General features: G+C 60.9%; 24 protein-coding genes. 9 read left to right on the top strand and 15 right to left on the bottom strand.

The window, feature by feature from the left end; all coding sequences use genetic code 11:
* Nucleotides 1–28 precede the first annotated feature (28 nt).
* The 4 genes from gcvP to ACP15L_RS15790 all read right to left on the bottom strand — a co-directional run bounded on the left by gcvP (nt 29) and on the right by ACP15L_RS15790 (nt 5,965).
* A complete protein-coding gene (gene gcvP / locus ACP15L_RS15805) occupies nt 29–2,884 on the bottom strand; it encodes an aminomethyl-transferring glycine dehydrogenase (protein WP_425083765.1) in 2,856 nt (951 codons plus the stop codon).
* A gap of 115 nt (nt 2,885–2,999) precedes the next feature.
* Nucleotides 3,000–3,365 (bottom strand): glycine cleavage system protein GcvH, encoded by a 366-nt coding sequence (gcvH, locus tag ACP15L_RS15800; protein WP_170381008.1) that lies wholly within the window; start codon nt 3,363–3,365, stop codon nt 3,000–3,002.
* An 18-nt stretch (nt 3,366–3,383) separates the two neighbouring features.
* A complete protein-coding gene (gene gcvT, locus ACP15L_RS15795) occupies nt 3,384–4,481 on the bottom strand; it encodes a glycine cleavage system aminomethyltransferase GcvT (RefSeq protein ID WP_425084913.1) in 1,098 nt (365 codons plus the stop codon).
* Between the two features lie 290 nt (nt 4,482–4,771).
* A complete protein-coding gene (locus tag ACP15L_RS15790; RefSeq protein ID WP_425084912.1) occupies nt 4,772–5,965 on the bottom strand; it encodes a Zn-dependent hydrolase in 1,194 nt (397 codons plus the stop codon).
* 134 nt (nt 5,966–6,099) lie between these two features.
* On the opposite strand from ACP15L_RS15790, the gene ACP15L_RS15785 reads away from it, so the two are divergent.
* The 4 genes from ACP15L_RS15785 to ACP15L_RS15770 are packed head-to-tail and all read left to right on the top strand — an operon-like array spanning nt 6,100 to nt 9,591.
* A complete protein-coding gene (locus ACP15L_RS15785; protein WP_425084911.1) occupies nt 6,100–6,750 on the top strand; it encodes a histidine phosphatase family protein in 651 nt (216 codons plus the stop codon).
* Nucleotides 6,751–6,760: 10 nt separating this feature from the next.
* Complete coding sequence (locus tag ACP15L_RS15780; protein ID WP_425084910.1) at nt 6,761–7,375, top strand: glutathione S-transferase family protein; 615 nt, start codon at nt 6,761–6,763, stop codon at nt 7,373–7,375.
* 14 nt (nt 7,376–7,389) lie between these two features.
* Nucleotides 7,390–8,445 (top strand): saccharopine dehydrogenase, encoded by a 1,056-nt coding sequence (locus ACP15L_RS15775; protein ID WP_425084909.1) that lies wholly within the window; start codon nt 7,390–7,392, stop codon nt 8,443–8,445.
* 3 nt (nt 8,446–8,448) lie between these two features.
* Nucleotides 8,449–9,591 carry a saccharopine dehydrogenase family protein gene (locus tag ACP15L_RS15770; protein WP_425084908.1) on the top strand — a complete coding sequence of 381 codons (1,143 nt, stop codon included), beginning with the start codon at nt 8,449–8,451 and terminating at the stop codon, nt 9,589–9,591.
* 103 nt (nt 9,592–9,694) lie between these two features.
* Here the strand turns inward: ACP15L_RS15770 and ACP15L_RS15765 are convergent, their stop codons facing one another.
* The 4 genes from ACP15L_RS15765 to ACP15L_RS15750 all read right to left on the bottom strand — a co-directional run bounded on the left by ACP15L_RS15765 (nt 9,695) and on the right by ACP15L_RS15750 (nt 11,497).
* Nucleotides 9,695–9,898 carry a DUF1127 domain-containing protein gene (locus ACP15L_RS15765; RefSeq protein ID WP_170473219.1) on the bottom strand — a complete coding sequence of 68 codons (204 nt, stop codon included), beginning with the start codon at nt 9,896–9,898 and terminating at the stop codon, nt 9,695–9,697.
* A gap of 56 nt (nt 9,899–9,954) precedes the next feature.
* Nucleotides 9,955–10,182, bottom strand: coding sequence for a DUF1127 domain-containing protein (locus tag ACP15L_RS15760; protein ID WP_170473216.1), 228 nt, complete (start codon nt 10,180–10,182; stop codon nt 9,955–9,957).
* A gap of 139 nt (nt 10,183–10,321) precedes the next feature.
* Complete coding sequence (locus ACP15L_RS15755) at nt 10,322–10,639, bottom strand: DUF3775 domain-containing protein (RefSeq protein WP_170473213.1); 318 nt, start codon at nt 10,637–10,639, stop codon at nt 10,322–10,324.
* 87 nt (nt 10,640–10,726) lie between these two features.
* The gene (locus ACP15L_RS15750; RefSeq protein WP_425084907.1) at nt 10,727–11,497 is read right to left on the bottom strand and encodes a DUF1365 domain-containing protein; all 771 of its coding nucleotides are present in this window, start codon (nt 11,495–11,497) and stop codon (nt 10,727–10,729) included.
* Between the two features lie 291 nt (nt 11,498–11,788).
* Between ACP15L_RS15750 and ACP15L_RS15745 the strand changes: the two genes are divergently transcribed.
* Genes ACP15L_RS15745 through ACP15L_RS15735 form a run of 3 tightly spaced genes read left to right on the top strand, consistent with a single transcriptional unit; the run spans nt 11,789 to nt 13,415 of the window.
* Entirely contained in the window at nt 11,789–12,304 is a 516-nt protein-coding gene (locus ACP15L_RS15745) for a sigma-70 family RNA polymerase sigma factor (protein WP_425084919.1), read from the top strand.
* Between the two features lie 10 nt (nt 12,305–12,314).
* On the top strand, nt 12,315–12,965 hold the full coding sequence (locus ACP15L_RS15740; RefSeq protein ID WP_425084906.1) for a ChrR family anti-sigma-E factor: 651 nt from the start codon (nt 12,315–12,317) through the stop codon (nt 12,963–12,965).
* A gap of 45 nt (nt 12,966–13,010) precedes the next feature.
* Nucleotides 13,011–13,415: a hypothetical protein gene (locus tag ACP15L_RS15735; RefSeq protein WP_425084905.1), complete on the top strand. Its 405-nt coding sequence runs from the start codon at nt 13,011–13,013 to the stop codon at nt 13,413–13,415.
* 4 nt (nt 13,416–13,419) lie between these two features.
* Here the strand turns inward: ACP15L_RS15735 and ACP15L_RS15730 are convergent, their stop codons facing one another.
* The 7 genes from ACP15L_RS15730 to ACP15L_RS15700 all read right to left on the bottom strand — a co-directional run bounded on the left by ACP15L_RS15730 (nt 13,420) and on the right by ACP15L_RS15700 (nt 22,108).
* The gene (locus tag ACP15L_RS15730) at nt 13,420–14,745 is read right to left on the bottom strand and encodes an adenylate/guanylate cyclase domain-containing protein (RefSeq protein ID WP_425084904.1); all 1,326 of its coding nucleotides are present in this window, start codon (nt 14,743–14,745) and stop codon (nt 13,420–13,422) included.
* 28 nt (nt 14,746–14,773) lie between these two features.
* The gene (locus ACP15L_RS15725) at nt 14,774–16,003 is read right to left on the bottom strand and encodes a DNA recombination protein RmuC (protein ID WP_425084903.1); all 1,230 of its coding nucleotides are present in this window, start codon (nt 16,001–16,003) and stop codon (nt 14,774–14,776) included.
* A gap of 58 nt (nt 16,004–16,061) precedes the next feature.
* Nucleotides 16,062–17,924 (bottom strand): DNA mismatch repair endonuclease MutL, encoded by a 1,863-nt coding sequence (mutL, locus tag ACP15L_RS15720; protein WP_425084902.1) that lies wholly within the window; start codon nt 17,922–17,924, stop codon nt 16,062–16,064.
* Between the two features lie 288 nt (nt 17,925–18,212).
* The gene (locus tag ACP15L_RS15715) at nt 18,213–19,142 is read right to left on the bottom strand and encodes a metal ABC transporter permease (protein WP_425084901.1); all 930 of its coding nucleotides are present in this window, start codon (nt 19,140–19,142) and stop codon (nt 18,213–18,215) included.
* Entirely contained in the window at nt 19,139–20,344 is a 1,206-nt protein-coding gene (locus ACP15L_RS15710) for a metal ABC transporter permease (protein WP_425084900.1), read from the bottom strand. The genes ACP15L_RS15715 and ACP15L_RS15710 overlap by 4 nt, the downstream gene beginning before the upstream one ends.
* Nucleotides 20,345–20,347: 3 nt before the next feature.
* Nucleotides 20,348–21,151: a metal ABC transporter ATP-binding protein gene (locus tag ACP15L_RS15705; RefSeq protein WP_170528763.1), complete on the bottom strand. Its 804-nt coding sequence runs from the start codon at nt 21,149–21,151 to the stop codon at nt 20,348–20,350.
* Between the two features lie 3 nt (nt 21,152–21,154).
* Nucleotides 21,155–22,108 carry a metal ABC transporter solute-binding protein, Zn/Mn family gene (locus tag ACP15L_RS15700; protein ID WP_425084899.1) on the bottom strand — a complete coding sequence of 318 codons (954 nt, stop codon included), beginning with the start codon at nt 22,106–22,108 and terminating at the stop codon, nt 21,155–21,157.
* A 202-nt stretch (nt 22,109–22,310) separates the two neighbouring features.
* On the opposite strand from ACP15L_RS15700, the gene deoC reads away from it, so the two are divergent.
* Nucleotides 22,311–23,309 (top strand): deoxyribose-phosphate aldolase, encoded by a 999-nt coding sequence (deoC, locus tag ACP15L_RS15695; RefSeq protein ID WP_170459705.1) that lies wholly within the window; start codon nt 22,311–22,313, stop codon nt 23,307–23,309.
* Nucleotides 23,310–23,320: 11 nt separating this feature from the next.
* Nucleotides 23,321–25,654 (top strand): aldehyde dehydrogenase family protein, encoded by a 2,334-nt coding sequence (locus tag ACP15L_RS15690; protein ID WP_425084898.1) that lies wholly within the window; start codon nt 23,321–23,323, stop codon nt 25,652–25,654.
* Nucleotides 25,655–25,664 lie beyond the last annotated feature (10 nt).

Below are 25,664 nucleotides of genomic sequence, written 5' to 3'. Positions count from 1 at the left end.
CCCCGCCTTTCGGCGGGGTCTTTTAGTTTTATTCTGCGGCTTCTTCGTAAGCTTCCATTGGTGGGCATGTGCAGACGAGGTTTCGGTCTCCGTATGCGTTGTCGACGCGGTTGACGGGGGACCAGTATTTGTCGACGCCCATGGAGCCCGGAGGGAAGCAGGCCTGTTCGCGGGTGTAGGGGCGGTCCCAGTCGCCGACCAGATCGCGCACCGTGTGGGGGGCGTTTTTCAGCGGGTTGTTCTCCGCGTCGATCTTGCCGTCGATGATGTCCTGCGCCTCGGCCCGGATCGAGAGCATGGCGTCGCAGAAGCGGTCCAGCTCGTCCTTGGGTTCGGACTCGGTGGGCTCCACCATCAGGGTGCCCGCCACCGGCCAGGACATGGTCGGCGCGTGGAAGCCGCTGTCGACCAGACGTTTGGCGACGTCATCCACGGTGACATGCGCTGCCTCGTCCAGCGGACGCGTGTCGAGGATGCATTCATGCGCCACACGACCGGTCTCGGAGGTGTAGAGGATCGGATAGGCATCCTTCAGACGCGCCGCGATATAGTTGGCGTTCAGGATCGCCACTTTGGTCGCCTGCGTCAGACCCGCGCCACCCATCAGCAGCACATAGGCCCAGCTGACCGGCAGGATCGAGGGCGAGCCGAAGGGCGCCGCCGAGACCGGACCCACAGCGGTGCCGTATTCCGGGTGGCCGGGCAGATGTTCTTCAAGGTGGGCCTTGACGCCGATCGGACCCATGCCGGGGCCGCCGCCGCCATGCGGGATGCAGAAGGTCTTGTGCAGGTTCAGGTGGCTGACATCGCCGCCAATGTCACCGGGACGCGACAGGCCCACCATGGCGTTCATGTTGGCGCCGTCGATATAGACCTGACCGCCATGGTCATGGGTGATCTGGCAGACCTCCTGCACGGTGGTCTCGAACACGCCATGGGTCGAGGGGTAGGTGATCATGCAACCGGCCAGATGATCGGAATGCTTCTCGGCCTTGGCGCGGAAGTCGTTCAGATCAATGTTGCCATTCTCATCCGCCTGCACCGGCACCACCTGCCAGCCCACCATCTGCGCCGAGGCCGGGTTGGTGCCATGCGCCGAGGTCGGAATCAGGCAGACATTGCGGTGCCCTTCGCCGCGGGCGAAGTGATAATTGCGGATGGTCAGCAGGCCTGCGTACTCGCCCTGCGCGCCCGAGTTGGGCTGCTGGCTGATCGCGTCATAGCCGGTGATCTGGCACAGCTTGTCGTTCAGATCGGCAATCATCTCATGATAGCCCTGCGCCTGATCTTCGGGGCAGAACGGGTGCAGATTGCCGAACTCGGGCCAGGTGACCGGGATCATCTCGATCGTGGCGTTCAGCTTCATGGTGCACGAGCCCAGCGGGATCATTGCCCGGTCCAGCGCCAGGTCGCGGTCGGCCAGACGGCGCATATAGCGGGTCATCTCGGCCTCGGCCCGGTTCTTGTGGAAGATCTCGTGGGTCAGATACGGCGTCTCGCGCAGCGCGTAGTCCGGCAGGCGGTACTGCTTGTTCGAGCTGTCGTCTGTCTTGTCGATGCCAAAGGCCCCCCAGACGGCTTCAATGGTCTCGGGCCGGGTCTGTTCGTCCAGGCTGATGCCAACCTTGGTCTCGCCGACCTTGCGCAGGTTGACGCCCCGGGCGACGGCGGCCTCCATGACGGTCTTCTGCAGGTGGCCGACCTCAACGGTGATGGTGTCGAAGAACACTTCGGGCTCGACCGAGAAGCCCGCCTCTTCCAGACCGGCGGCCAGGCGCGAGGTCTTGCGGTGTACCGATTGCGCGATGGCCTTGATGCCGTCGGGGCCGTGATAGACCGCATACATCGAGGCAATCACCGCCAGCAGCGCCTGCGCAGTACAGACGTTCGAGTTCGCTTTCTCGCGGCGAATATGTTGCTCGCGGGTTTGCAGGGCGAGGCGATACGCTTTGTTGCCGCGGCTGTCGATGCTGACGCCGATGATCCGGCCCGGCATGGACCGCTTCAGCTTGTCGGTGGTCGCCATGTAAGCGGCGTGCGGGCCGCCATAGCCCATCGGCACGCCAAAGCGCTGGGTCGAGCCGATGGCAATATCCGCGCCCATCTCACCCGGTGACTTCAGCAGGGCCAGCGACAGGATGTCGGCAGCGACGATGGCGATGGCTTTGTGCTCATGCAGCGCTGCGATTTCCTTGGTGAAGTCGCGCACATGGCCGTGGGTGCCGGGGTATTGGAAGATCGCGCCAAAGACAGCACCGGCATCCAGCGTATCGGGATCGGCCACCTGCACGTCGATGCCCAGGGGCTCAGCGCGGGTTTTGATCACCGCGATGGTCTGCGGGTGGCAGTTCTTGTCGACAAAGAACGCCGCGTTGTTGGCCTTGGACCGACCGCCGCGCTTGGCCATCGCCATGGCTTCGGCCGCAGCAGTGGCTTCGTCCAGCAGCGAGGCGTTGGCCACATCCAGCCCGGTCAGGTCGCTGACCATGGTCTGGAAGTTCAGCAGCGCCTCAAGACGGCCCTGGCTGATCTCGGGCTGATAGGGCGTGTAGGCGGTGTACCAGGCCGGGTTTTCCAGGATGTTGCGCAGGATCGGCGCGGGCGTGGTGGTGCCGTAATAGCCCTGACCGATCAGCGAGGTCAGAACCTTGTTCTTACTCGCCACCTCTTTCATGTAGAACAGCGCATCGCGCTCGGTCATTGCCGGACCCCAGTCCAGCGGCTCTTTCTGGCGGATCGCCGGCGGGACGGTGGCGTCGATCAGTTGGTCCAGCGTCTTGAAGCCGATCACCTTGAGCATGTCGCGCATCTCGGTCGGGCTGGGACCGATATGGCGGCGATTGGCAAAGTCATAGGCTTCGTAGTCAGTCAGTTTGAAAGCCATTGCAGCGCTCCTATGAATAAGTCAGGTCGGGCGGAGACCACGCAGGCCCCCGATACATCATCACGAGCCGGTCCGGCCCGAACGGGCGGAGCCCCATTCAGGGCTCCGGTCTGGATCAGCCGATGAAGTCCTTGTAGCCGGCCTCATCCATCAGATCTTCCAGCTGCGACGCGTCGGTGATCTTGATCTTGTAGATCCATGCCTCACCTTCGGGGTCTTCGTTCAGCGCGCCAGGATTGTCGGCCAGCGCCTCGTTGACCTCGACGATCTCGCCATCAACCGGGGCATAGAGTTCCGAGGCCGCCTTGACGGATTCGATCACACCGATCTCGCCGTCTTTCTCAAACTCATCACCCACTTCCTGCTGTTCCACGAAGACCACATCGCCCAGCTGCTCGGCGGCATGTTTGGTGATGCCCAGAGTGGCTGTGTCGCCATTCACGTCGATCCACTCGTGCTCTTCGGAATAATAGGTTGCCATCTTGTCTCTCTCCTGACTTCAACGCTTGTAATTCTGGGTGACGAAGGGCAGCGCCACGATCTCGGCCGGTTGTGGCTTGCCCCGAATGATCAGATTGACGGTCTCGCCCGGCTCACCATGGCCTGCGGACACATAGCCCATCGCAACGGGGCCACCGACCGTCGGGCCAAACCCGCCCGAGGTGATCTGGCCAATCGTATTGCCTTCCGCACACTGGATCTCAACACCCTGACGCGCAGGCGCGCGGCCCTCGGGCTTGATGCCCACCAGCTTGCGGGATGCGCCCTCGGCCAGTTCTCTCTGGATGCGCTCGGCCCCCGGGAACCCGCCCTCTTCCTTGCGGCGCTTCTGGATCGCCCAGCTCAGCGAGGCTTCGATCGGCGAGGTGCTCTGGTCGATGTCATTGCCATAAAGGCACAGCCCGGCCTCCAGCCGCAGGCTGTCGCGCGCGCCCAGACCGGCCGCTTCACAATCCTCATGCGCCAGGAAGGCGCGGGTGATCTCAATCGCCTTGTCCTCTGGGATCGAGATCTCGTACCCGTCCTCACCGGTATAGCCCAGGCGCGAGATACGGCATTCGACGCCGTTGATATCGGCCACGGTGGTTTCCATGAACTTCAGATCGCGGGCGGGCGGGCAAAGCTCACCCACAACGTTCTCCGCTGCGGGGCCTTGCACGGCGACCAGCGCGCGGTCGAATATCTCGGTCACTTCGACGCCTTCGAGGTGCTCGCGCATATGCGGAATGTCCTGATGGCGCAGCGCCGCGTTCACCACCACAAAATAGTGATCCCCCGCGTTCGACACGATCAGGTCATCCATGATCCCGCCGTCTTCATTCGTAAAGAACCCGTACCGCGCCTTGCCTTCCTTCAGCGTTGCATAGGCCTGCGGGCAAAGCGCCTCAAGCTTCTCGCCCACATTCTCACCGCGCAGGATCACCTGACCCATATGGCTCACATCAAACACCGCCGCCTTCTCACGACACTGCTTGTGCTCCCCCATAATCCCCAACGGATACTGAACAGGCATCTCCCAGCCCGCAAAATCAACCATCTTTCCACCCAACTCAACGTGAAGAGAGTAAAGTGGAGTGCGATTCGGTGCGTCGGTCATGGCAGATACCTTTTCGTATCGAGTGGTCGGAACGCATACCCGTAAGTTTGCCCCAAGCTGGATCTAATGCAACGATTCAGCCTTGGTGTTTCGGCCCAGAACCGCAGCCAGAGCGGGCATGTATACGAGCGCATGCATCGGTAATGTTCCTATAGGAAACTTTTTTCCGTTAGGCAACAGACGATATTCCCAGCGCTGGTAACTGGCACATTTGCGAAGCTGCACTTTCAACTCGGAGTTTGGCTATGGTCATGCAGACAATTGAGAATTTGCGTATTCGCCACAGCTCATTACGGTTTTGGCTGCAGCCTTTGAACGGCGTGATCCAGCACATGAAGCCCGGCGATCAGGTCACTTTCGGCGGTATCCTCGGCGAAATCGTGACTGATTCCGTCAATAGACGGCACAAACAGCATGGCGACCGGCATCAGGCGCGAGACGTTGGTAGCGTCATGAAGCGCGCCCGAGGGCATCCTGCGCCATTTACCGGGCGCGACCTGTTCGGCCCCGTGCTCCAACGCAGCTCGGAGCGAGGAGTCCATGGCCACCGGCTCCAACCCCAGCATCGGGCCGTAGCTCAGGCCCATACCCATCTCTGCGGCGATCTCGGCGGCTGTGGCGCGAATGATCTCCTCCATCCTTGCCAAACGGTCGGCATCCCCGTCACGCCATTGCATCGAAAACCGCACCCGCCCCGGCACAATGGACGAGGCGTTTGGGTGCAGATCTACATGCCCAATGGTCCAGACGGTTTGCGGCGTAACCACGTTTCGAAACCGGTCGTTCAGACGGGTGCTGAACGCGGACAGAGCCTGAAACGCGTCGCGTCGTAGATGCATCGGCGTGGTTCCCGCGTGGTTCTGCTGACCTTCGAACTGAACCACCATATCGCGTATGCCAACGATGTCAGTGACTACGCCGATTTGCTCATTCTGGGTATCAAGCGTCGGGCCTTGCTCGATATGCATCTCGATGAAGCCGGTGAAGCGGGTGGGATCGACAAAGCCCCCGGCCAGATCGCCCATCGCACCCCGAGCCGTAGCGAAGGGTATGCCCGCATGGTCGGTCAGCTTGTCCGCCTGATCCAGAGGCAGACCGCCCGACCAGATGGCTGAGCCTGTGGTAACGCCAAACCGGCCCTCTTCATCTTGAAAGCTGACAACCGAGACAGGCTGATCGCTGCTGCGCGCAATCTCGAGCGCGGCGATCACGCCCAAAGCACCGTCGAGCCAGCCGCCCTCGGGCTGGCTGTCGCTATGTGACCCCATCAGCAGGGACGGCCCTTCGGCCAAACCAAACAGATTCCCGACCGGATCAAATTGCGGGGTCAGGCCCGCTTCGGCCATCCGGTTCGCCAGCCATTTCCGGGCGGCAATGTCGGCCTCGGAATAGGCAGGGCGGATGACACCTTTGCCCACGCCCGAGGCACCGAATTCGCGCAGCTTGTGCAGATCGGCCAAAAAGCGGTTTTCGTTGATTGCCATGAACTCCCCCCAACGTGTTGCGCGGCCAACCATAGCGCCCAGGTGGCAACCTGCAATCACCCTTCGATTTTTGCCAAACCCCTCTGGCCCCGGCCCGGAACCTGCCCTAAGACTTGCCAGCAAGAGGGACCGCCATGTCACATATCACACTGGTTCGTCACGGTCAGGCCAACACGGCAGCGCGGGACGAGGTTAACTATGACAAGCTAAGCGATCTGGGCCACCAGCAGGCGCGCTGGCTGGGTGCGCATCTGCGCGACACGCGGGCGCATTATCCGCGCGTCTATTGCGGCACGCTGACCCGGCATGTTGAAACGGCCTCCAGCATGGGGCTGCCTGAGCCGGTGCGCGACGCACGCCTGAATGAGATCGAGTATTTCACCCTGGCGCAACTGTTTCACGAACAGCACGGTGTGGCGATTCCGACAGATCGCGAAGGGTTTGTTGATCACCTGCCCCGCACTTTCGCTGCGTGGGCCGATGGCGACATCCGGGATGCGCCCGAAAGTTTCGAACAGTTTGAAACCCGCGTCAGTGACGCCCTGCATGAGATCGGAACCGAGGGCGGGCCAGCCATTGTTGTCACGTCGGGTGGGCTGATCTCGATGGTGGTGCGGCAGGCGATGGGTCTGGATATCCCGTCGATGGCGCGGGTGGCGCTTGCCATCATGAACACCTCGATGCACCGCCTCCACCCGATTGGAGCGCAGCTCAGCCCGGTTCTCTTCAACGCGACCCCGCATCTGGAAGCGCCAGACCGGCAATTCGCCCAGACTCATCTGTAACGAGGTCCCGATGCAGCTTTACTACGCTCCCCGCACCATCTCTGTCGCAGTCGCCATTGCGCTGGAGGAGGCCGGTCTGGACTATGAGGCGATCCGACTGGACTTTGCCGATGGCGAACAGACCAAGCCCGCCTACAAGCAGATCAACCCCAAGGGCCGGGTTCCGGCGCTGGCGGTGGATGGCGGTATCCTTACTGAGACCGGCGCGTTGCTGGACTATATCGCAACCATCGCCCCGCAGGCCGGGTTGGTCCCCGAAGACCCGGTCATGGCCGCGCGGATGCGCGAGTTGATGTACTACCTCGCCTCGACCATGCATGTGAATCATGCCCACAAGATGCGCGGGCACCGCTGGGCCGACAAGAAATCCAGCTGGAAGGACATGAAGGACAAGGTCGCGCAGACCATGACCGCGTCCTGTAAATACATCTCATCGAACGGGCTGCGCGGGCCGTTCGTTCTGGGTGAGGCCTTCTCGCTCGCCGATGCCTACCTCTATGTGGTGTGCAGTTGGCTGGAGGGCGACGGCGTGGACGTCTCGGCCTTCCCCAAAATCCTCGTATTCCGCGAGGCGATGGAGGCTCGCCCTTCCGTTCAGGCGGCCCATGCCGCCGGAATGCTCTGACAAAAGGAATGACAATGACACATCTCTGGGTCCGGGCAGAACAGCGCCCGAACGAAGAACGGGTTGGCCTGACTCCCGAAGGAGCCGCCGCGCTGATCGCGGCAGGTATTCGTGTGACGGTCGAGGAAAGCTCTGTCCGTGCCATCCCGCTGGACGGCTACAAGGACGCGGGATGCGAGATCGCGGCTGAAAACAGCTGGCCCGAGGCCCCGCAGGACGCGATCATCTTCGGCCTGAAAGAGCTGCCCGAAGACGGCACCCCCCTGCCGCATCGCCACATCATGTTCGGCCATGCCTACAAAGGCCAACATTCCGGCCGGGCGTTGTTGGAGCGGTTCAAGGCGGGCGGCGGCACGCTTTATGATCTGGAATATCTGGTCGACGTAGACGGCCGACGCGTCGCCGCCTTTGGCTATTGGGCTGGCTATGCCGGTGCCGCGGTCACGCTGAAAACATGGGCCGCGCAGCAACGCGGACAGGAATGCCCGCCCGTTGGCGTCTATGCCAACAAAGACACCCTGAACGCCGAATTGCTGGCCGAGTTGGACGCCACCGGCGCTGACCGCCCCCGTGCCATCGTCATCGGCGCATTGGGCCGTGTTGGCACAGGTGCCGCAGATATGTGCGAAGCCATGGGTGTCAGCGTCACCAAATGGGACATGGCTGAAACCGCCAGCGGAGGACCATTCCCGGAAATCCTGGACCATGACCTGTTCCTGAACTGCATTTTCGCGCGCCCCGGCACGCCGGTCTTTGTCCCGCGCGAGGCGTTGAACGCGCCGCGTAAGTTGACCGCCATCGGCGACGTGGCCTGCGACCCGGACAGCGACTATAACCCGGTCCCGGTCTATGACCGTGCCACCACGTGGGAGGCCCCCGCCCTGCGCGTTGCGACCGACCCGGTGATGGACGTGATGGCCATCGACAACCTGCCCTCGATGCTGCCGGTCGAAAGCTCGCAAGACTATGCGGCGCAACTACTGCCGTCTCTGCTGACGCTCGCCGATCTGGACAGCGGCGTCTGGGGTCGGGCAGAAGAAACCTACAAAACTCATATCGAAGGACTCTGAGCGATGACGATTCACTGGTGTGGCACCGGCCTGTCGGCCATCCCCGGCCTGCGCCGCCTGATCGAAGGCGGGCACAAGGTCACCGTCTGGAACCGAACCGTTGAGAAGGCCAAAGCCGAGGTCGGAGACCTGACCAACGACATCCGCGCCTTCGACATCGACGCTCTGGGCGCGGTGCTGGAGAAAGGCGACGTGATCGTTTCCATGCTGCCGGGCGACTGGCACGTGCCACTAGCCGAGCTGGCGATCTCGAAAGAGGCAAATTTCGTCTCATCCTCCTATATCGCGCCCGAGATGCGCGCGCTGGACGAAAAGGCGCGTGAGGCTGGTGTGGCTTTGGTCAACGAGGTCGGGCTGGACCCGGGCATCGACCATCTGATGGCGCATGCTTTGGTGGCTGACTACCGCGCCTCGGACGCTTTTGATGCGCAAAACCACCTGAGCTTCATCTCGTATTGCGGCGGCATCCCCAAGAACCCGAATCCGTTCCGCTACAAGTTCAGCTGGTCGCCTTTGGGCGTCCTCAAGGCGCTTCGCTCACCGTCAAAATCGATCCGCGACTATGCCCCGCTGGACGTCGCCCGCCCATGGGACGCGATCAGCAGCTACATCGCCCCGCTGCCAAACCCCGAAAGCTTCGAGGTCTACCCGAACCGCGACTCGCTGCCCTTCATGGCCGAATACCAGTTCGAGGATCATTGGCCAGTCAAAGAGTTCGTCCGCGGCACCCTGCGCCTTAACGGCTGGACCGATGCCTGGGCCGACGTGTTCACCGAAATCGAGACCCTCTCTGGCCCCGAAGGCGACGCGCGTCTGAAAGAGATGTCGGACCAGTTCTGGGCCGAAAACGCCTATGACGAAGGCGAGCCCGACCGCGTGGTTCTGTGCGTTGGCCTGAAAGCCGAGAAAGACGGCGTTGAGGTCTGGAACAAAACCTACGTCATGGACGCCTGGGGCGATGAACGCGGCACCGCGATGGCGCGTCTGGTGTCGATACCGGTCTCACTGGCGGTTGAAGCCGTCCTGAACCGCGCCATCCCTGCTGGCGTTCACGCAGCGCCCAGCGACCCGAAACTGGTGCAAGGCTGGATGGGTGAAATCGACACGCTCGCGCAGCATCTGCAAATCGTGGATCACCTGAGTTAACCAGCCGGCAAAAAGAAAAAGGCCATCCCAGCATGTCTGGAATGGCCTTCAATCTCGTATTATTTCCATTTCGAAGCCTGGCTTTCCTTACGACGCCCGAGCGTCAGATATATCGATTGATCGTGTCCTCGATATCGCTGCGGTTTATGCCCAACTCGGCCAACTGATTGTCGCTCAAGCCATCCAGATACTGCGCGGCACGCACAATTTCCGGACTTATGGCCTTGATACGCATGGCGCGATCAAACAACAGCAGAGCTGTAGCAGATGGCGTTGGCTGATATACGGGCGGGATGACATCAAACATATTCTTTACCTCACTCATTAAGAAAACAGCGTTTGCGAACGGTCGTGGGCCCTGTTTCAATGTCGAAGCGGGGCGCCGTTGAAAACGCTCTCATAGGCGCGCTGTTTGATCTCGCTCCGATCAATCCCGATATCCGCGAGTTGGTGATCCGAAAGTCTCTCCAGATTACGCACCGTGTTCGAGAAAATGCGTCTCCGAAAAAACTCGACCTTTGCGTCCGCGTAGTTCGAGAACAAACCGCCAAAGAGGCCAGTCCGGGCTTCTGCAGTATGTGTATGTGCCATTTCTTTTCCTCCTAAATTTGATTTTCAGTGCAGTACTGACATCAAATAAAGGGACGCTGCGTTAACCAAAAAGCAGAGTTCCATTAAAGTTTCTTTAGGAAGATGGAGCGCGATGGCGCGCGCTACCCTAAGCCTTCGGCTACATCAGATCGTTCTCGATATCCTCAGCCGATATGCCCAACGCATCCAACCCGTTCTCAAGGTGGTCCGACAGATGCGGTGTGCCGATCAGATAGTCGGCGCATGGGGTTGAGGCCTCGGATTTGGCGGTGGCAACGGCCTCGGCAAGATCCTCGGCGAAGAAGCTTTCGCGTCCGATCCACATGATGGCGACCAGCTCGGCCTGCTCATCCTCGCTCATCCGGTCGACAAAGGCGCGTAGCTCACCTTCGGCCCGTCCCAGTTCACGCCCCATCATGGCAACCTGAGCCACTTTCCTTGCCGAAATTTCCAACATGCCTTCAGCTCCTCTTGTTCGCGGTTTCGACACATCAGACCTCGACACGCGCCCTGAGTCTTTGATCTTACGCAAACAGAGGGGCAACTATCGCCGAACCCGCGACACCGGCTGATCCGGTACAGGGGCCGTGCGGAACGGACGAAACCGGGCTTTTTTGATCCACAGCTTGATTGCCTGCCACACGATCAGCACGAAGGTGCGCCGTGCACCAAACGGACGGCGCAGCAAAGACCACAGAATAGAGCGGTTGGTCAGCGGCTGGCGCGGACCCGTCAGCGTGGCGATCAGCCCGCCTCCTTCACGCCCATAGTCGATCCAAACCCCAACACGGTCGGGACGATAGTCGAAGCGGAACGTGTAATTACCCTCAATCTTTTGGAAGGGCGACACATGCATCAGCTTGTCCGCCACCACCCGGTCCGAGGGGTCGATGACCGCGAAACCCGGCTTGTGGCAGACATAGCTGTGGCGTGTCCCGTAAGTGTTCGTGACCTCGGCAACCACAGCATAAAGCTGCCGATCCCGATCGAAACAGAACCAGAAACTGACCGGGTTGAAAACATGGCCCAAAACTCTCGGCTGAGTCAGTAGCATGATCTGCGCAGGCTGGGGCACCTCCAATTCCTCAAACCGGGCGCGCAGCCATGGGGCTCCGATCCCCTGCCCCGGTTCACCACCGTGATCCGAGCTGCGCCAATTGGTGATGTTCACGCGGTCGACCGAAAAAAGCAGCGGCGTGGACAGATCGGCCTCGGGGTCCAGCAGGATGTAATCGACCGAATAGCGAAAGGCGTTTTCAATCGCCCCTTTGCGACCGTGATAGGTGTAACCTGCTATGTGGTCGATATTTTTCATTCCGCCGCGCGTCCTGCTTTGCCCGTAAATTGTTCGACTTGCGCCCTTTTCAGAAAAGAGACGTTATTTGAAATACGGAATCCACCCCGGTTTGGACTTTTTTTGTCGCATGAAAGTGATCCGCCTTGGTGCCCCCCGCGTAATCCGGTTATGTTTACCGAGATCAATACCGTGACCTTGGACGAACCTGCGGCTGAACAGGCCGCCCCTCAGCCTTGGCGCGCAAAGAAACGCATCAAGGGTAGACAGGTGAACGGAACGAACGGCAGTTGCGACACCAGGACCGAGTGGGTGGAACATGTCAGGCGCATCCGAGACGCGCAGGACCAGGCGGCTTTTGCCGAGCTGTTCCAGCATTTCGCGCCGCGTATCAAGGCGTTCCTGATGAAGTCAGGATCAGACGCTGCGCTGGCCGAAGAGTGCGCGCAAGAGGTGATGGCGACCTTGTGGCACAAGGCCCATCTGTTCGATCCGTCGCGGGCCACGGTGGCCACTTGGGTGTTCACCATCGCTCGGAACAAGCGCATTGACGTACTGCGCAAGCAACGTCGCCCTGAACCCGAGGAACTGGGATGGGGCCCCGAGGCTGAGCCGGACCAAGACGATGTCCTTGCGCTGCAACAGGAAACCGCGCAGCTGCGCACCGCCATGCTGGCGTTGCCCGAAGCGCAGAGAGAACTGATCGAGAAGGCGTATTTCGGTGATTTGAGTCACCGCGAGATTGCGTCTCAGACCGGGTTGCCCCTGGGAACGATCAAATCACGTATTAGGTTGGCGCTGGACCGCTTGCGCCACGCGATGAACTGAGATGAGCAAGATGAGCCAGTCGATTAAACATCACCTGACAGATGAGCTGCTGATGGCCTATGCCGCCGGCTCGCTGCCCGAGGCGTTCGACCTGATGGTCGCAACCCATCTGTCGCTTTGCGACCACTGCCGTGCGCGCGCCGAAAGCTATGAGGCCGTGGGCGGACATGTTCTGGATGAACAACCAGACGCCATCAGTATGAGTGACACATCCCTTGCCGCGACGATGGCCCTGATTTCTCAAGGCGCACCGACCCCCAAGCCCGCTCGTCCGGGCTGCGCCATCCTGCCGACCCCCCTGCAAGACTACGTCGGTGGGACAGTTGATGACATTCAGTGGAAACCGATTGGCATGGGCGTGAAACAGGCGATCCTGCCGACCAGCAAAGAGGCCACCGCCCGCTTGCTGTTCATTCCCGCAGGTGTCGCCGTCCCGGATCACAGCCACAACGGCACGGAACTGACAATGGTTCTTCAGGGCGCCTTTTCGGATGAGGTTGATCGCTTCGCACGCGGCGATGTCGAGATTGCAGATGAAGATCTGCATCACACGCCGACGGCCGACATCACCGAGGATTGCATCTGTCTGGCCGTTACGGACGCACCGCTGAAGTTTAGCAAACTGATGCCGCGCCTTTTCCAGCCCTTCCTGCGGATCTGATCATGTATATTTCGGATCAGAACTGCCTCTGACAGGAGATAATTCATGACCCGAACATGTTTGATCGCGCTTGGCTTTGCGTGCTTTGCCACGATTGCGTCTGCCCAGATGAAGGCTGATGTGAAGTTCGAGCCAGGCAACTTTGGCACAATGGTCAACGGTACCGTGACCGGAGATGAGTATTTTGACTACTCTCTCGGCGCGAAAGCCGGGCAAGAGATGTTTGCCGATCTCAAGGTCAGCGACACCAATGGCAATGGTGTGGTCTATTTCAACATCCTGCCCCCCGGTAGCGATGGCGTCGCGATCTATAACGGCTCGATTGACGGCAACACTGCCCGCATCGATCTGCCCGAGGACGGGGACTATACGATCCGCGTGTACCTGATGGGCAATGACCGGGATACGGGCAAAACCGTTGGCTACAATCTGGATCTGTCGATCCAGTAAGGTGCTACATGGCCCCGATATGATCGTCGGCGTTTTCAGACTTTAAGGGAATCCCCAACAGCTCTAGCGCGCCGCTGCGGCCCTTGACCTCGATCGGGGGGATGCTGACCAGCCCGTCCAAGAGGCCTGGCCCTCCAGCCGCTGTCACAAGGTCGTTCGAGACGATCAAGTCCATTTCCAGATCGCGGGTCAGGCTTTCAAGTCGTGCGGCTATGTTCACCGCGTCTCCAAAAACCGAAAACTCCAGCCTGTCCTGATCGCCTATCACGCCGAGAAAAACCTCACCCCAATGCAAGCCGATTCCGGTGCCAAGTGACGGAAGGCCCGCCGATTTGCGCTCGGCAGTCCAGCGGGCCATTTCGTCCAACAGTCCTGCGCCGCAGTTCAGGCAGCGTTTTGCGGCCTGCTCGCCGTCAAACACGATCATGACGGCGTCTCCGATGAACTTGTCGATGATACCGTTTTCCCGACGCACGACGGTTGAGACCCGACGCCTGTAGTCTGAGACCAGTTCAGAGACCTCATCCGGTTCCAGCTGTTGCGACAGTGTCGTGAATCCGCGTAGATCGATGAAAATCAAACCGGCCTTTTGGCGGCGTCCGTTTTTCAAAGCTGCCAATCCGCTGTCGCCGAGGTCTTGAACGACCTGCGAGGGCAGGTAGCGCGTCAGGTTCGCGCGACGCTGCGCCTCGGTTATGGATTGGAACAGCAACTTGTGAACCCGCCTTGCGGCGACGATCAGAACCACCCCGGCCAGGGCGATCATGAAGACACGGATCAGGTTGGGTGGGGGTGCCAGAAACAGCCAGATAGGACTGTCTGTATGACCCCGCGCGGATCCCGCATCTATCCCGATCAGGAACGCGAATCCAAGCGACAGCAAGACAACCTGCATCAACATGACCTTGGGGTTGCCGCGCAATACTCCGAAAGCCAGAACCACAGGGACCAGCCATACGGCAGGCAAAACGAAGACCTCGTCCCCGACAAGGCCGGTATTGAGCAAGCCCAACCAAACCGAGACAATCAGGAAAATAGAATCCGCACCCGACACAGGCCATGCCATCCAACCCGAAAAGCGCCCCCTGCGGGCCGCTGCCCATGTGACGAAGCCAAGCAGGAAATAGGCAAAGAGGGTTCCGAACGCGAACGCCCATTGGCGCTCAAGAACCGCATGTCCGCTGTTCGAAACCGGTTGGATCGTGACAAGGAAAAAGACGCCCAGGCCCGCTGCCACCCCCATTCGCAACAGGCCAACGATCTGCTCCGCGTTCTGCTCGGCCGTTCTCAGCAGTTGGTCAATTTCTGGCGGGTGCGCCGCATTTTTCATTCAGCAACCTGTCTGTCAGGATGCGCACTCAGCCCTCGTGCCGCGTTAAAGGGACGACCTCCGACGGGGCCTCTGGCGCCAATTCCTCAAAATCAAAGTTATCAAGCCGTTGCGCCCTGCGGCCAGCTTTTTCCGCACTGATCTTGATGTCCGAAATGTCCTTGGCCGCCTGCCCGAAATGGCGATCCAAATTGGCAACGCGGTCGCCCAGACGCTCGACATCCTTGTGTAGCATCCCAAGTTCTTTGCGGATGGCGCCTGCTTGTTCCCGCATCCGTGCGTCTTTTAGGATCGCGCGCATCGTGTTCAGCGTCGCCATACAGGTGGTCGGCGACACGATCCAGACGCGTTTGGTAAAACTCTCCTGCACCAATTCGGGGAACTTGGCGTGCAACTCGGCATAGACCGCCTCGGAGGGCAGGAACATCAGCGCGCCATCGGCGGTTTCGCCATCCAGAATGTATTTCTCGGCAATATCGTTGATGTGTTTGCGCACCGTGCTGCGGAACATCTGAACCGCCGCCTTCAGCTCGGCGTCATTGGTCGAGCCAATCAGCGCCTCATAGGCCTCCAACGGGAATTTGCTGTCGATCACAATCGGCCCCGGAGGGTTCGGCAGATGGATCAGACAATCCGCCCTGCGTCCGTTCGAGAGAGTCTCCTGCAGCTGGAAACTGTCATGCGGCAACGCCTTAGAGACGATGTCATTCAGCTGAATCTCACCAAACGCGCCCCGAGTCTGTTTGTTCGACAGAATATCCTGCAGCGACAACACATCGCCGGACAGCTTGGTGATGTTGTCCTGAGCCTTGTCGATGGCGGCCAACCGCTCCTGCAGCTGAGTCAGCGAGGTCGCGGTCTGCTTAGAGGACCCGTGCAGAGATTCCTTCATCCGCTCCTGCATCTCAGCCAGCGCGCGGGCTGATTTCATGGCATTGTCGGCCAGCCGGTCATTCATCTGCTGCTGTACCGAGGACAAGCGGGCTTCGACCGTTTGGATCACCTGCACCTGCGCATTGGCCTGCGTGTCCGAGACATTCTGCAACCCGCCGCGCAATTGCTCCTGCCCCTGCCCCAAGGCCTGCACATGTTGCCCCAGATGTGCCATCTGACGCGCCAGAGGTTCTGCCATCCGCGCGGAACGCTGCGACGCCCGTAGCGACAGGAACAGCAACAAAAGGATCAGCGCCAGAACGCCACCCGCAACGAGGATTACGGGGTCATTCAGTGCATATTGGGTGCCTGCAAGCTCGATCATATAAACCTGTATGTTCTCGTTTTGTTTCTATCTTTTTTAGACGCTTTGCGTGACCGGATCAACTGCGCCCGAACAGGCGCTCGATATCGCTGAGTTTCAGTTCAACATAAGTGGGTCGCCCGTGGTTGCATTGGCCGGAATGCGGGGTGGCCTCCATCTCGCGCAGCAGGGCGTTCATTTCCTCGGCCCGCATCCGGCGGCCAGAGCGGATCGAACCATGGCAGGCAACGCGGCTGAGGATCGCCTCAATCCGCGCCTGCACCATCTGACTGTCGCCCTGATCGGCAAGCTCATCGAGGATATCCAGGATCATCGCCCGGGCATCGACCTCGCCCAGAATGGCAGGGGTTTCGCGCACGGCAATGGCACCGCCGCCAAAAGGCTCCAGCGTCAGGCCAAGGCGTGAGAGGTCATCGGCCACCGCCATCAACCGTGCGCAATCGCCTTCGGACAGCTCGACGATCTCGGGGATCAGCAAAGCCTGCGCGGCGATACCGTTCTCGGCCATCTGCGTTTTGAGTTTTTCATAGACCAACCGCTCATGCGCGGCGTGCTGGTCGACGATGACCATCCCGTCGGCGGTTTGGGCTATGATATAATTCTCATGCACCTGCCCGCGTGCGGCCCCCAAGGGCAGGTCCTGCGGCACAGGTTCTTCAGCGGTCACCGGGGTCACAACCGGGGCGGGCTCGACAATGCTGCCGCTATAGTCCCTTGCCAATTCAGCAAAGCCGGGGGATTGCGCCCGATACGCGGCTTGCCGGGCCGCCTGCGACGGCCGGTCCATCTGGTAGACCCGCGCAGGGGTAGGCTGCGGCGCCTCGGGCCGCATCGCGCCCAAAGTCGCGTTGGCAACGGTCGAGGACGCCCGATGCCCGGCTTCGGCCAGCGCGTGACGTAGGGAGGAAACGATCAAACCGCGCGCAACGCCCGGATCGCGGAACCGAACCTCTGACTTGGCTGGGTGCACATTGACGTCTACCAGCGTCGGATCGCAGTCGATGAAAAGCGCCGCAGCCGGGTGTCGGTCGCGGCTGAGGAAATCAAAATACGCGGCCCGAAGCGCGCCAGTCAGCATCTTGTCACGGACTGGACGGCCATTGACGAACAGATATTGCGCAACCGCAGCCCCGCGCGAATAGGTCGGAAGGGCAGCGTACCCGTACAACCGAATACCTTCGCGGGTCGCGTCAATCTGCAAGGCGTTTTCGGCGAACTCGCGCCCGATCACGCGGGCCAGACGGGCGTGAAGGGCATCGAAAAGATCGCCATTCTCGCGGTCGGCGCGGAAGGTCACGCGGCCCTCACCTCCGCCCGAAACATCGCGCAAGGTGAACGTGACGGCAGGCTCAGCCATAGCGAGGCGTTTGACCGTATCGCCAATGGCCTGCGCCTCGGCCCGGTCGGTGCGCATGAACTTGAGCCGCGCCGGCGTGGCGAAGAACAGATCGCGCAGCTCGACCACTGTTCCTGCGCGAAGGGCGGCGGGCTTCACCGCCTCCATCTTGCCGCCCGAAACCGCAATTGACGCCGTATCCGCCCCTGGAACACGGCTGGTGATCGACAAACGACCCACCGCGCCGAGCGAGGGCAAAGCCTCACCCCGAAAGCCGAATGTGTGAATGTTCAACAGATCGGATCCGTCGATTTTCGAGGTCGCATGGCGCGACATGGCCAGCGGCAAATCCTCGGGCGCGATACCACAGCCATCATCGGTGACACGAATCAAGGTCTTGCCCCCATCCGCGATATCTATGGCAATGCGGGTGGCTCCGGCGTCGATGGCATTTTCAACCAGTTCCTTGACGGCCGAGGCCGGGCGCTCGACAACCTCACCCGCCGCGATGCGGTTGATCGCAGCATCGTCGAGCTGCCGGATAACGGGTCGTGTTTCGCTGATATTGGGGGTCGTCTGCGCCATACCACCAGACCTAGCACATCACAGCCCGATTCTGCCACCGGATTGAACCGTAGTAACGGCCGATCTTTCTGAATAAGAGAGGAGGGGGGCCGGACAGTGTTCGGGGGCTGGCTGTGCCGCCCTCACCGAACCCTGCCCGGACTTACCGAAGTGAGTGGTAGTTGTTAGCCGGTAATGTAATTGACGTAACATGCAATTAGTTAAATTGCTTATTAAGAGTCATCTTTATTTACTCTGGGCAAAGTTCAGCCGATGACCTGCGGGAACCAGTGGCAGGAAAGTGCCGCTTCACGCAGGTGTGTGCGCACCCACTCGGGTGCGGCACGGGCCGAAAATGGCGGTCAGGGCCAGGATCACGCCGGACATGGTGGCGATCATCCCGGCCGCGCTGACCGCATCCGCCGCGCCCAGCCAAAGCGGGCCATACCCGGCCAGAACATAGCCCGACACGGCTGAGAGGATGGCGAAACCCACGCTCCAGGCGATTTGCGTCTCCAGCCGGTTGGTCATCATGCGTGCCGCAGCCGGGGGGCAGATGAACATGGCGATCACGATGATCGAGCCGACCGCATCAAAGGCGGCAACAGCGGCGATCGCGGCGACGATGACCAACGCCAGCCCAAGCGCGCCCGTGCGGATGCCCATGGTGCGCGCGAACCCCTCATCGAAGGTCGAGATTTTCAGCGGCCGCCAGAAGAGCCATGTGAACAGCAGAACACCCAGCATCGTCACCGCGATCCGAGGCAGTTCAGGCGGCAGCCCGGCCAAGGCCTGCAAGTCCCAAAGTGAGGACCAGCCCGTCGCATCCAGCCAGATCAGGCTTTCCAGATTGCCGTAAAGCGCATGTTCCACATCCAGATGCACGGTTGAGGTATCCGTCTGCTCCAACAGCAGCACGCCTCCCGCGAACATGGTGGTAAAGACCACGCCCATCGCCGCGCCCGGTTCGATTTGACCCAGCCTCCGGATCGCCTCGATCAGAACAACGGCAACGATCGCCGCCCCCGCCGCGCCCAGCATCATGGGCCAGGTCGAGATCGCTCCGGTCAGCAGAAAGGCCACAACGATACCGGGCAGCACCACATGGCTGATCGCATCCCCGATCAGGGCCTGTTTGCGCAGCACGAGGAAGTTGCCGGGCAAGGCGCAGGCGATCGCCGCAAAGGTGCCGATCAGCAGCGGCGTCAACGACAGGGGTACGAATTCCGCACCACTCATGTCGGAACCCCCTGTGGTCCGCCGATGCGGTGGTCTATTTCCGCGATCTGATCCTTGGTCAGTACGGTTTCGATGTCACGCAGGCCATCGTATAGCGCGGCAGTCGCCTCATGCGCCTGATCCGCGCGCACGACCTCCCACCGCTTTTCATCGCGCAACGCTTTTGCAGCGCGGGCTTTGCCAGCCTCGGTCGCCACGCCATCGGCGCGTACAAGGTCAGCCCGGCGCAACAGGCGCAGGGTCAAAGGCTCGTAGATTTTCTGGCCTTGCGCCAAAGCCAACAGCCCTTGCCGGATATGCACCCGACGTTGGAACCTCAGATGGCGCAGAACGGCGGCCAGAATCCCTCGGACCGGGGCGAGGAACAGGGACAGGACAAAGAAGGCGAAGCTGACCAGAACGATGATTGGCCCGGTCGGCAAGTTCGGCGCAGTGGCCGACAGGGCGGCGCCGATATAGCCTGCAAAACCGCCCGCGAGACCGGCCAACAAGACAACGCGATCCGACCGCTCGGACCAGAACCGCGCGGTGACCGGAGGGATGATCAGCAAAGCCACGATCAGGATCAGGCCGACGATTTTCAGGCCGACCACAGTGACCGCCATCACAAACCCCATCATCGCGAGGTCAATGCGATGCACGGGCAAGCCCCGGGCCGCGGCATATTCGGGATCAAACGCCACCAAAGTCATCGGGCGGCGCAGGATCATCACAAGCACCAGAGTCGCCGCACCTCCGATCGCGATGATCAAGGCATCCGCCCACAGCATCCCGGCGGTTGATCCGAGAAGGAAGCCCTCCAACCCCGCTTGCCGACCAACGCCCATAGTCTGAATGACGGTCAACAGGACGATGCCAAAACCAAAGAACACCGACAAAACCGCGCCGATGGCGGCATCTTCGGCCAGTCGCGTGTGGCGGGTTAACCAGTTCAGGCATAGCAGACCAACCCAGGCTGACACAGCCGATCCCGCCAGCAGACCCAGCAGGTTGCGCCCGTCTTCACCAAGGGCGACCAGCAACATGAAGGCCAGGCAGACCCCCGGTAAAGTCGCATGGCTGATCGCGTCGCTGACCAGCGCGCGTTTGCGCAAAAATAGAAAGGTGCCAGTCACGCCGGCTGAGACTCCCAGCAAGCTTGCACCAATAGCGACCAGCGTGGCGTTGTAGCCAAGCTGCAGGCTGAGCGCATCCCAGAGCATTCCCTACCCCAGCGCGCGCGAAATCTGGTCGATTTGGGCGGTGGCCAAGCGGCCTCCGTATGCGGATTGCAGGGTTTCGGCGGTAAAGGCCTGCGCCACCGAGCCTTCGGCGATCTTGCGCGTGTTGATCAGGAAGACATGATCAAAGTAGTCCGAGACCGTGGCCAGGTCGTGATGCACGACCACAACGGTCTTGCCCGCCTCTTTCAGCGATTTCAGCACCGCGATGATGGCTTTTTCGGTGGCCGCATCGACACCAGCGAAGGGCTCGTCCAAGAGATACAGATCGGCGTCCTGCGCCAAGGCACGTGCCAGAAACACGCGCTGTTGCTGGCCACCTGAAAGCTGACCGATCTGACGATCCGCAAAGTCGCGCATGCCAACGCGGTTCAGGCAATCCATCGCTGCCGCTTTGTGCCGCGCGCGAACACGGCCCAACAGGCCCAGTTGACGCGACAGGCCCATGAGAACCACATCAATCACGCGGGTCGGAAAATCCCAGTCAACACTGGCGCGCTGCGGGACATAGGCGATCCGGGCACGCTGTGCCTCGAGCGGTTGACCAAATACAGTCACCTGCCCTGACAAGGGCGTCACGATCCCAAGCGCCGCTTTCAGGAGTGTCGATTTCCCTGCCCCATTTGGGCCGATAATCGCGGTCATCGCCCCCGGCTGAACCGTCATATCCACGGAGAATACGGCAGGCTTCTGACCGTATGAGACTGTTAGACCCCGCACCGCCAGCGGGCTGGCCTCAATCCCTTGGTCTTCGACGGAAACACCCTGAACCGCTGCAAGCTCTAGCATCACTCAAAACCCCGCAGACAGTTTGCCGTTCAGACCCTGATCTGGAACATCCGCCCCCAAGGCCCCTGCGATCACGGTGATATTGTGATCCAGCATGCCGACATAGGTGCCCTCATAGGTACCTGGCTCGCCCATGGCATCGGAATACAGCTCCCCACCGACCGAGACTTTGTGCCCCTTGGCCGCAGCCCCTTCGATCAGCGCGCGCATCGAGCGATCCGAGACCGAGCTTTCCACGAATACGGCGGTCAACTGGCGGTCGACCAGAGTATCGACCAGCTCTCCGATCCGATTCAGACCGGCCTCGGACTGGGTCGAGATGCCTTGCACGCCCATTACTTCATAGCCATAGGCCGCACCGAAATAGCCAAAGGCGTCATGTGCGGTCAGTAGAACGCGGCTGTCTTCGGGCACTGCGGTCAGGGCCTGTTCTGCATAGGCTGTCAGAGCGTCCAGCTCGGACAGATGCACCTGTGCGTTTGCGGCAAAAATCTCGGCAGCCTCGGGTCGGGCCTCGGTTAGTGTCTCTTGGACCTTGGTGACCACATCAGCCCAAAGGGCCGGGCTCATCCAGATATGCGGGTCATATTTGTCGGCATAGTCATCATGCGCGCGCAGCTTCGAGTTATCAACGCTTTCGGCCACGGCAACCACGGTCTGCTTGCGGCCGAGGTCTTCAAAGAAATCTTCCATCTGCGCCTCAAGGTAGAGACCGTGCCACAGCACCAGATCCGCGCGGGTCATGGCGACGATATCGCTGCGGGTCTGGCGATAGGCATGCGGATCAACGCCGGGACCCATGAGGCCCTTTACTTCAACCTGATCGCCGCCGACCTGTCGAACGGCGTCGGCAATCATGCCGGTCGTCGCCACGACCTTCAGCGGCGCCTGCGCCCATGCAGCAAGCGGCATGGCCGCGGCGATAGCGAGAGCAGCAAGGAAACTGCGACGAATCATGGTTGATCTCCGGAATTCGGACCCTGTTGCGATTAAATATGAGAACGACTCGCAACTAAGTCAATGCTATTGCGAATTAGTCGCAACAAAATCCCAATTTATTTGTCCAAATGGTCAAAAAACTCCCTCGAAACCGCTCTGCTGCCTTCCATTTACCGCCAAGCCGTGCGATTTTGGCGCAAACCTCCCAAAGGATGTGAGAATGGAACCGCAGCGCTCAGACAGCCCCGTGCGCACCGCGCATCTGCCGCAAGTCACTGAACCCAGAAACCCTGGAATGGACCTTGATCTGGATTGGGTAAGGGCCGTTCAGGCCAATACCTCAGCGATCGAGCGCCGGGCAGCAACCCTGCCCGGTCGGCGGTCGGTGAAGAAGGACTATCAGGCCGCGTGGCTGCTGAAGGCGGTCACGATGATCGACCTCACCACCCTGTCAGGTGACGACACGGTGGGGCGCGTGCGCCGTTTGTGCGCTAAAGCGCGCCAGCCGGTTGCGCCAGCAACTTTGCAAGCGCTGGATATGCCTGCGATCACAACCGGGGCCGTCTGCGTCTATCACGACATGATCGAGACTGCCGTTGCCGCTTTGAAAGGCACTGGGATACCGGTTGCTGCGGTCTCCACCGGGTTTCCGGCTGGCCTGTCGCCGTTCCATTTGCGCGTGGCGGAAATCGAAGAAAGCGTGAAAGCCGGAGCTGAAGAGATCGACATCGTCATCTCGCGCCGCCATGTGCTGTCGGGCGATTGGCAGGCTTTGTATGATGAGATGAAGGCCTTCCGCGCTGCCTGCGGCGATGCCCATGTCAAAGCCATTCTGGCGACCGGAGAGCTGGGCAGCCTGCGCAACGTCGCCCGCGCCTCACTGGTGTGCATGATGGCCGGGGCGGATTTCATCAAGACCTCGACCGGTAAGGAAAGCGTCAACGCCACCCTGCCCGTCTCGCTGGTGATGATCCGCGCGATCCGCGACTACTATGACCGCACCGGGTATCGCGTGGGGTACAAGCCTGCGGGCGGTATCTCCAAGGCCAAGGATGCCTTGGTTTATCTGTCGCTGATCAAGGATGAGCTGGGCGACCGCTGGCTGGAGCCGGACCTTTTCCGCTTTGGCGCCTCGTCACTTCTGGGCGATATCGAACGGCAGTTGGAACATTATGTGACGGGCGCGTATTCCGCCGGTTATCGTCACTCCATGGGCTGAGGAAAAGAACAATGACAGTCAAAGAAATCTTCGAGACCATGGACTATGGCCCCGCCCCCGAAAGCGCAGCTGAGGCATTGGCCTGGCTGGTCGATCAGGGCGATGCGTTCGGTCACTATATCGACGGGAGTTTCACCAAACCGGGCAAAGGGTTCGAAAGCAGCAATCCCGCGACCGGAGAGGTTCTGGCCAAGCTGACCCAGGCCAAGCAGGCGGATGTGGACGCGGCCGTCGCTGCGGCCCGCAAGGCGCAACCCAAGTGGGAGAAACTGGGCGGCGCAGGCCGGGCGCGGTATCTCTATGCCATTGCGCGGCTGTTGCAGAAACATTCGCGCCTTTTTGCCGTGCTGGAGAGCATGGATAACGGCAAGCCGATCCGTGAATCGCGTGACATCGACATCCCTCTGGCGCAGCGACACTTCTACTACCACGCCGGTATGGCGCAACTGATGGAGAGCGAGTTGCCCGATGCTGAGGCCTTGGGCGTGTGCGGGCAGATCATCCCGTGGAACTTCCCTTTGTTGATGCTGGCCTGGAAGATCGCGCCCGCGCTTGCGATGGGGAATACGGTGGTGTTGAAACCGGCCGAATATACCTCGCTGACCGCGCTGCTGTTCGCTGATATCTGCTCACAGGCCGGGCTACCCAAAGGCGTCGTCAATATCGTGACCGGAGACGGCGCGGTGGGTGAGATGATCGTGAACGCGGACGTGGACAAGATCGCGTTTACCGGCTCGACCGTTGTGGGGCGGCGTATCCGCGAGGCGACTGCGGGCTCGGGTAAGGAGCTGACCTTGGAGCTGGGCGGCAAGTCCGCCTATATCGTCTTCGACGACGCTGACATCGACAGTGCGATCGAGGGGCTGGTAGATGCGATCTGGTTCAATCAGGGGCAGGTTTGCTGTGCAGGGTCCCGTCTGCTGGTGCAAGAGGGCGTTACCGACCGCTTTCACGACAAGCTGCGCGCCCGGATGGACGGCTTGCGCATCGGTGATCCGCTGGACAAATGCATCGACGTCGGCGCGGTTGTGGACCCGGTTCAGCTGCAGACCATCAAATCCTTGATCGACAGCAACACCGCAGGCCATGTCTACCACGCAGCCTGTGAGCTGCCGGAAAACGGCTGCTACTACCCTCCGACGCTGATCTCGGGGCTCGAGACCTCGGACCCGCTGATGCAGGAGGAGATTTTTGGCCCGGTTCTGGTCTCCTCGACCTTCCGCACCCCGGCTGAGGCTGTCGAGCTGGCGAACAACACCCGCTACGGCCTGGCCGCAACGGTCTGGACCGAGAATGTGAACCTCGCACTGGATATCGCGCCCAAGCTGGTTGCGGGCGTGGTCTGGGTCAACGCGACCAACCTGTTCGACGCCGCCGCCGGGTTCGGCGGAGTACGCGAAAGCGGTTTTGGCCGCGAAGGCGGATGGGAGGGGCTGACGGCCTACACGAAGCCCAAGGGCAAAGCCAAGCCTCTGGCGAAGGTCGAGGCGACCATGGGCGAAGGTGCCTCGGTGGACCCCATCGACCGCACCGCCAAGATGTATATCGGCGGCAAGCAGGCGCGGCCCGACGGCGGGTATTCCAAGCCCATCTGGGGCAAATCCGGCCTGCTAGGCCATGTGGGTTTGGCGAACCGCAAGGACGTTCGCAACGCGGTCGAGGCCGCGGCGGACGCGAAAGGCTGGTCCAAGACCACCGGTCATCTGCGGGCACAGATCCTTTACTATATTGGCGAGAACCTCTCGGCCCGCGCGGGTGAATTCGCCGCCCGTATCGACGCCATGACCGGCAAAAAAGACGGTGCGAAAGAGGTCGAGGCCTCGATCCAGCGCCTGTTCACCGCAGCGGCCTGGGCCGACAAATTTGACGGTCAGGTGCATGGCGTTCCGATCCGTGGCGTAGCAATTGCCATGAAAGAACCCGTCGGCGTGATCGGTGCGCTCTGCGCGGATGAGGCGCCGCTGCTGGGTCTGGTCTCGGCGATGGCCCCTGCGATTTCGATGGGGAACCGGGTGGTGTTGGCGGCGTCGGAGCCGTATCCGCTGGCGGCGACGGATTTCTATCAGATCCTCGAAACCTCGGACGTGCCCGCAGGTGTAGTCAATATCCTGACCGGCAGCCATGCGGAATTGGCAAAACCGCTGGCCTCGCACCTGAACGTCGACGCGGTCTGGTCCTTCTCGTCCACCGATCTGTCCAAGGACATCGAAGCAGTCTCAGCCGGGAACCTGAAACGGACCTGGGTCAATAACGCGACGGCATTTGATTGGAGCATGGACCATTCCCGCCGCTTCCTTCAGGCTGCGACCGAAGTGAAAAACATCTGGGTGCCCTACGGCGAGTAGGGCTCCCGCA

The organism is Ruegeria profundi, assembly GCF_049800715.1.
Taxonomy (GTDB): domain Bacteria; phylum Pseudomonadota; class Alphaproteobacteria; order Rhodobacterales; family Rhodobacteraceae; genus Ruegeria; species Ruegeria profundi_A.
This window is presented reverse-complemented; position numbering and strand designations above follow the sequence as displayed.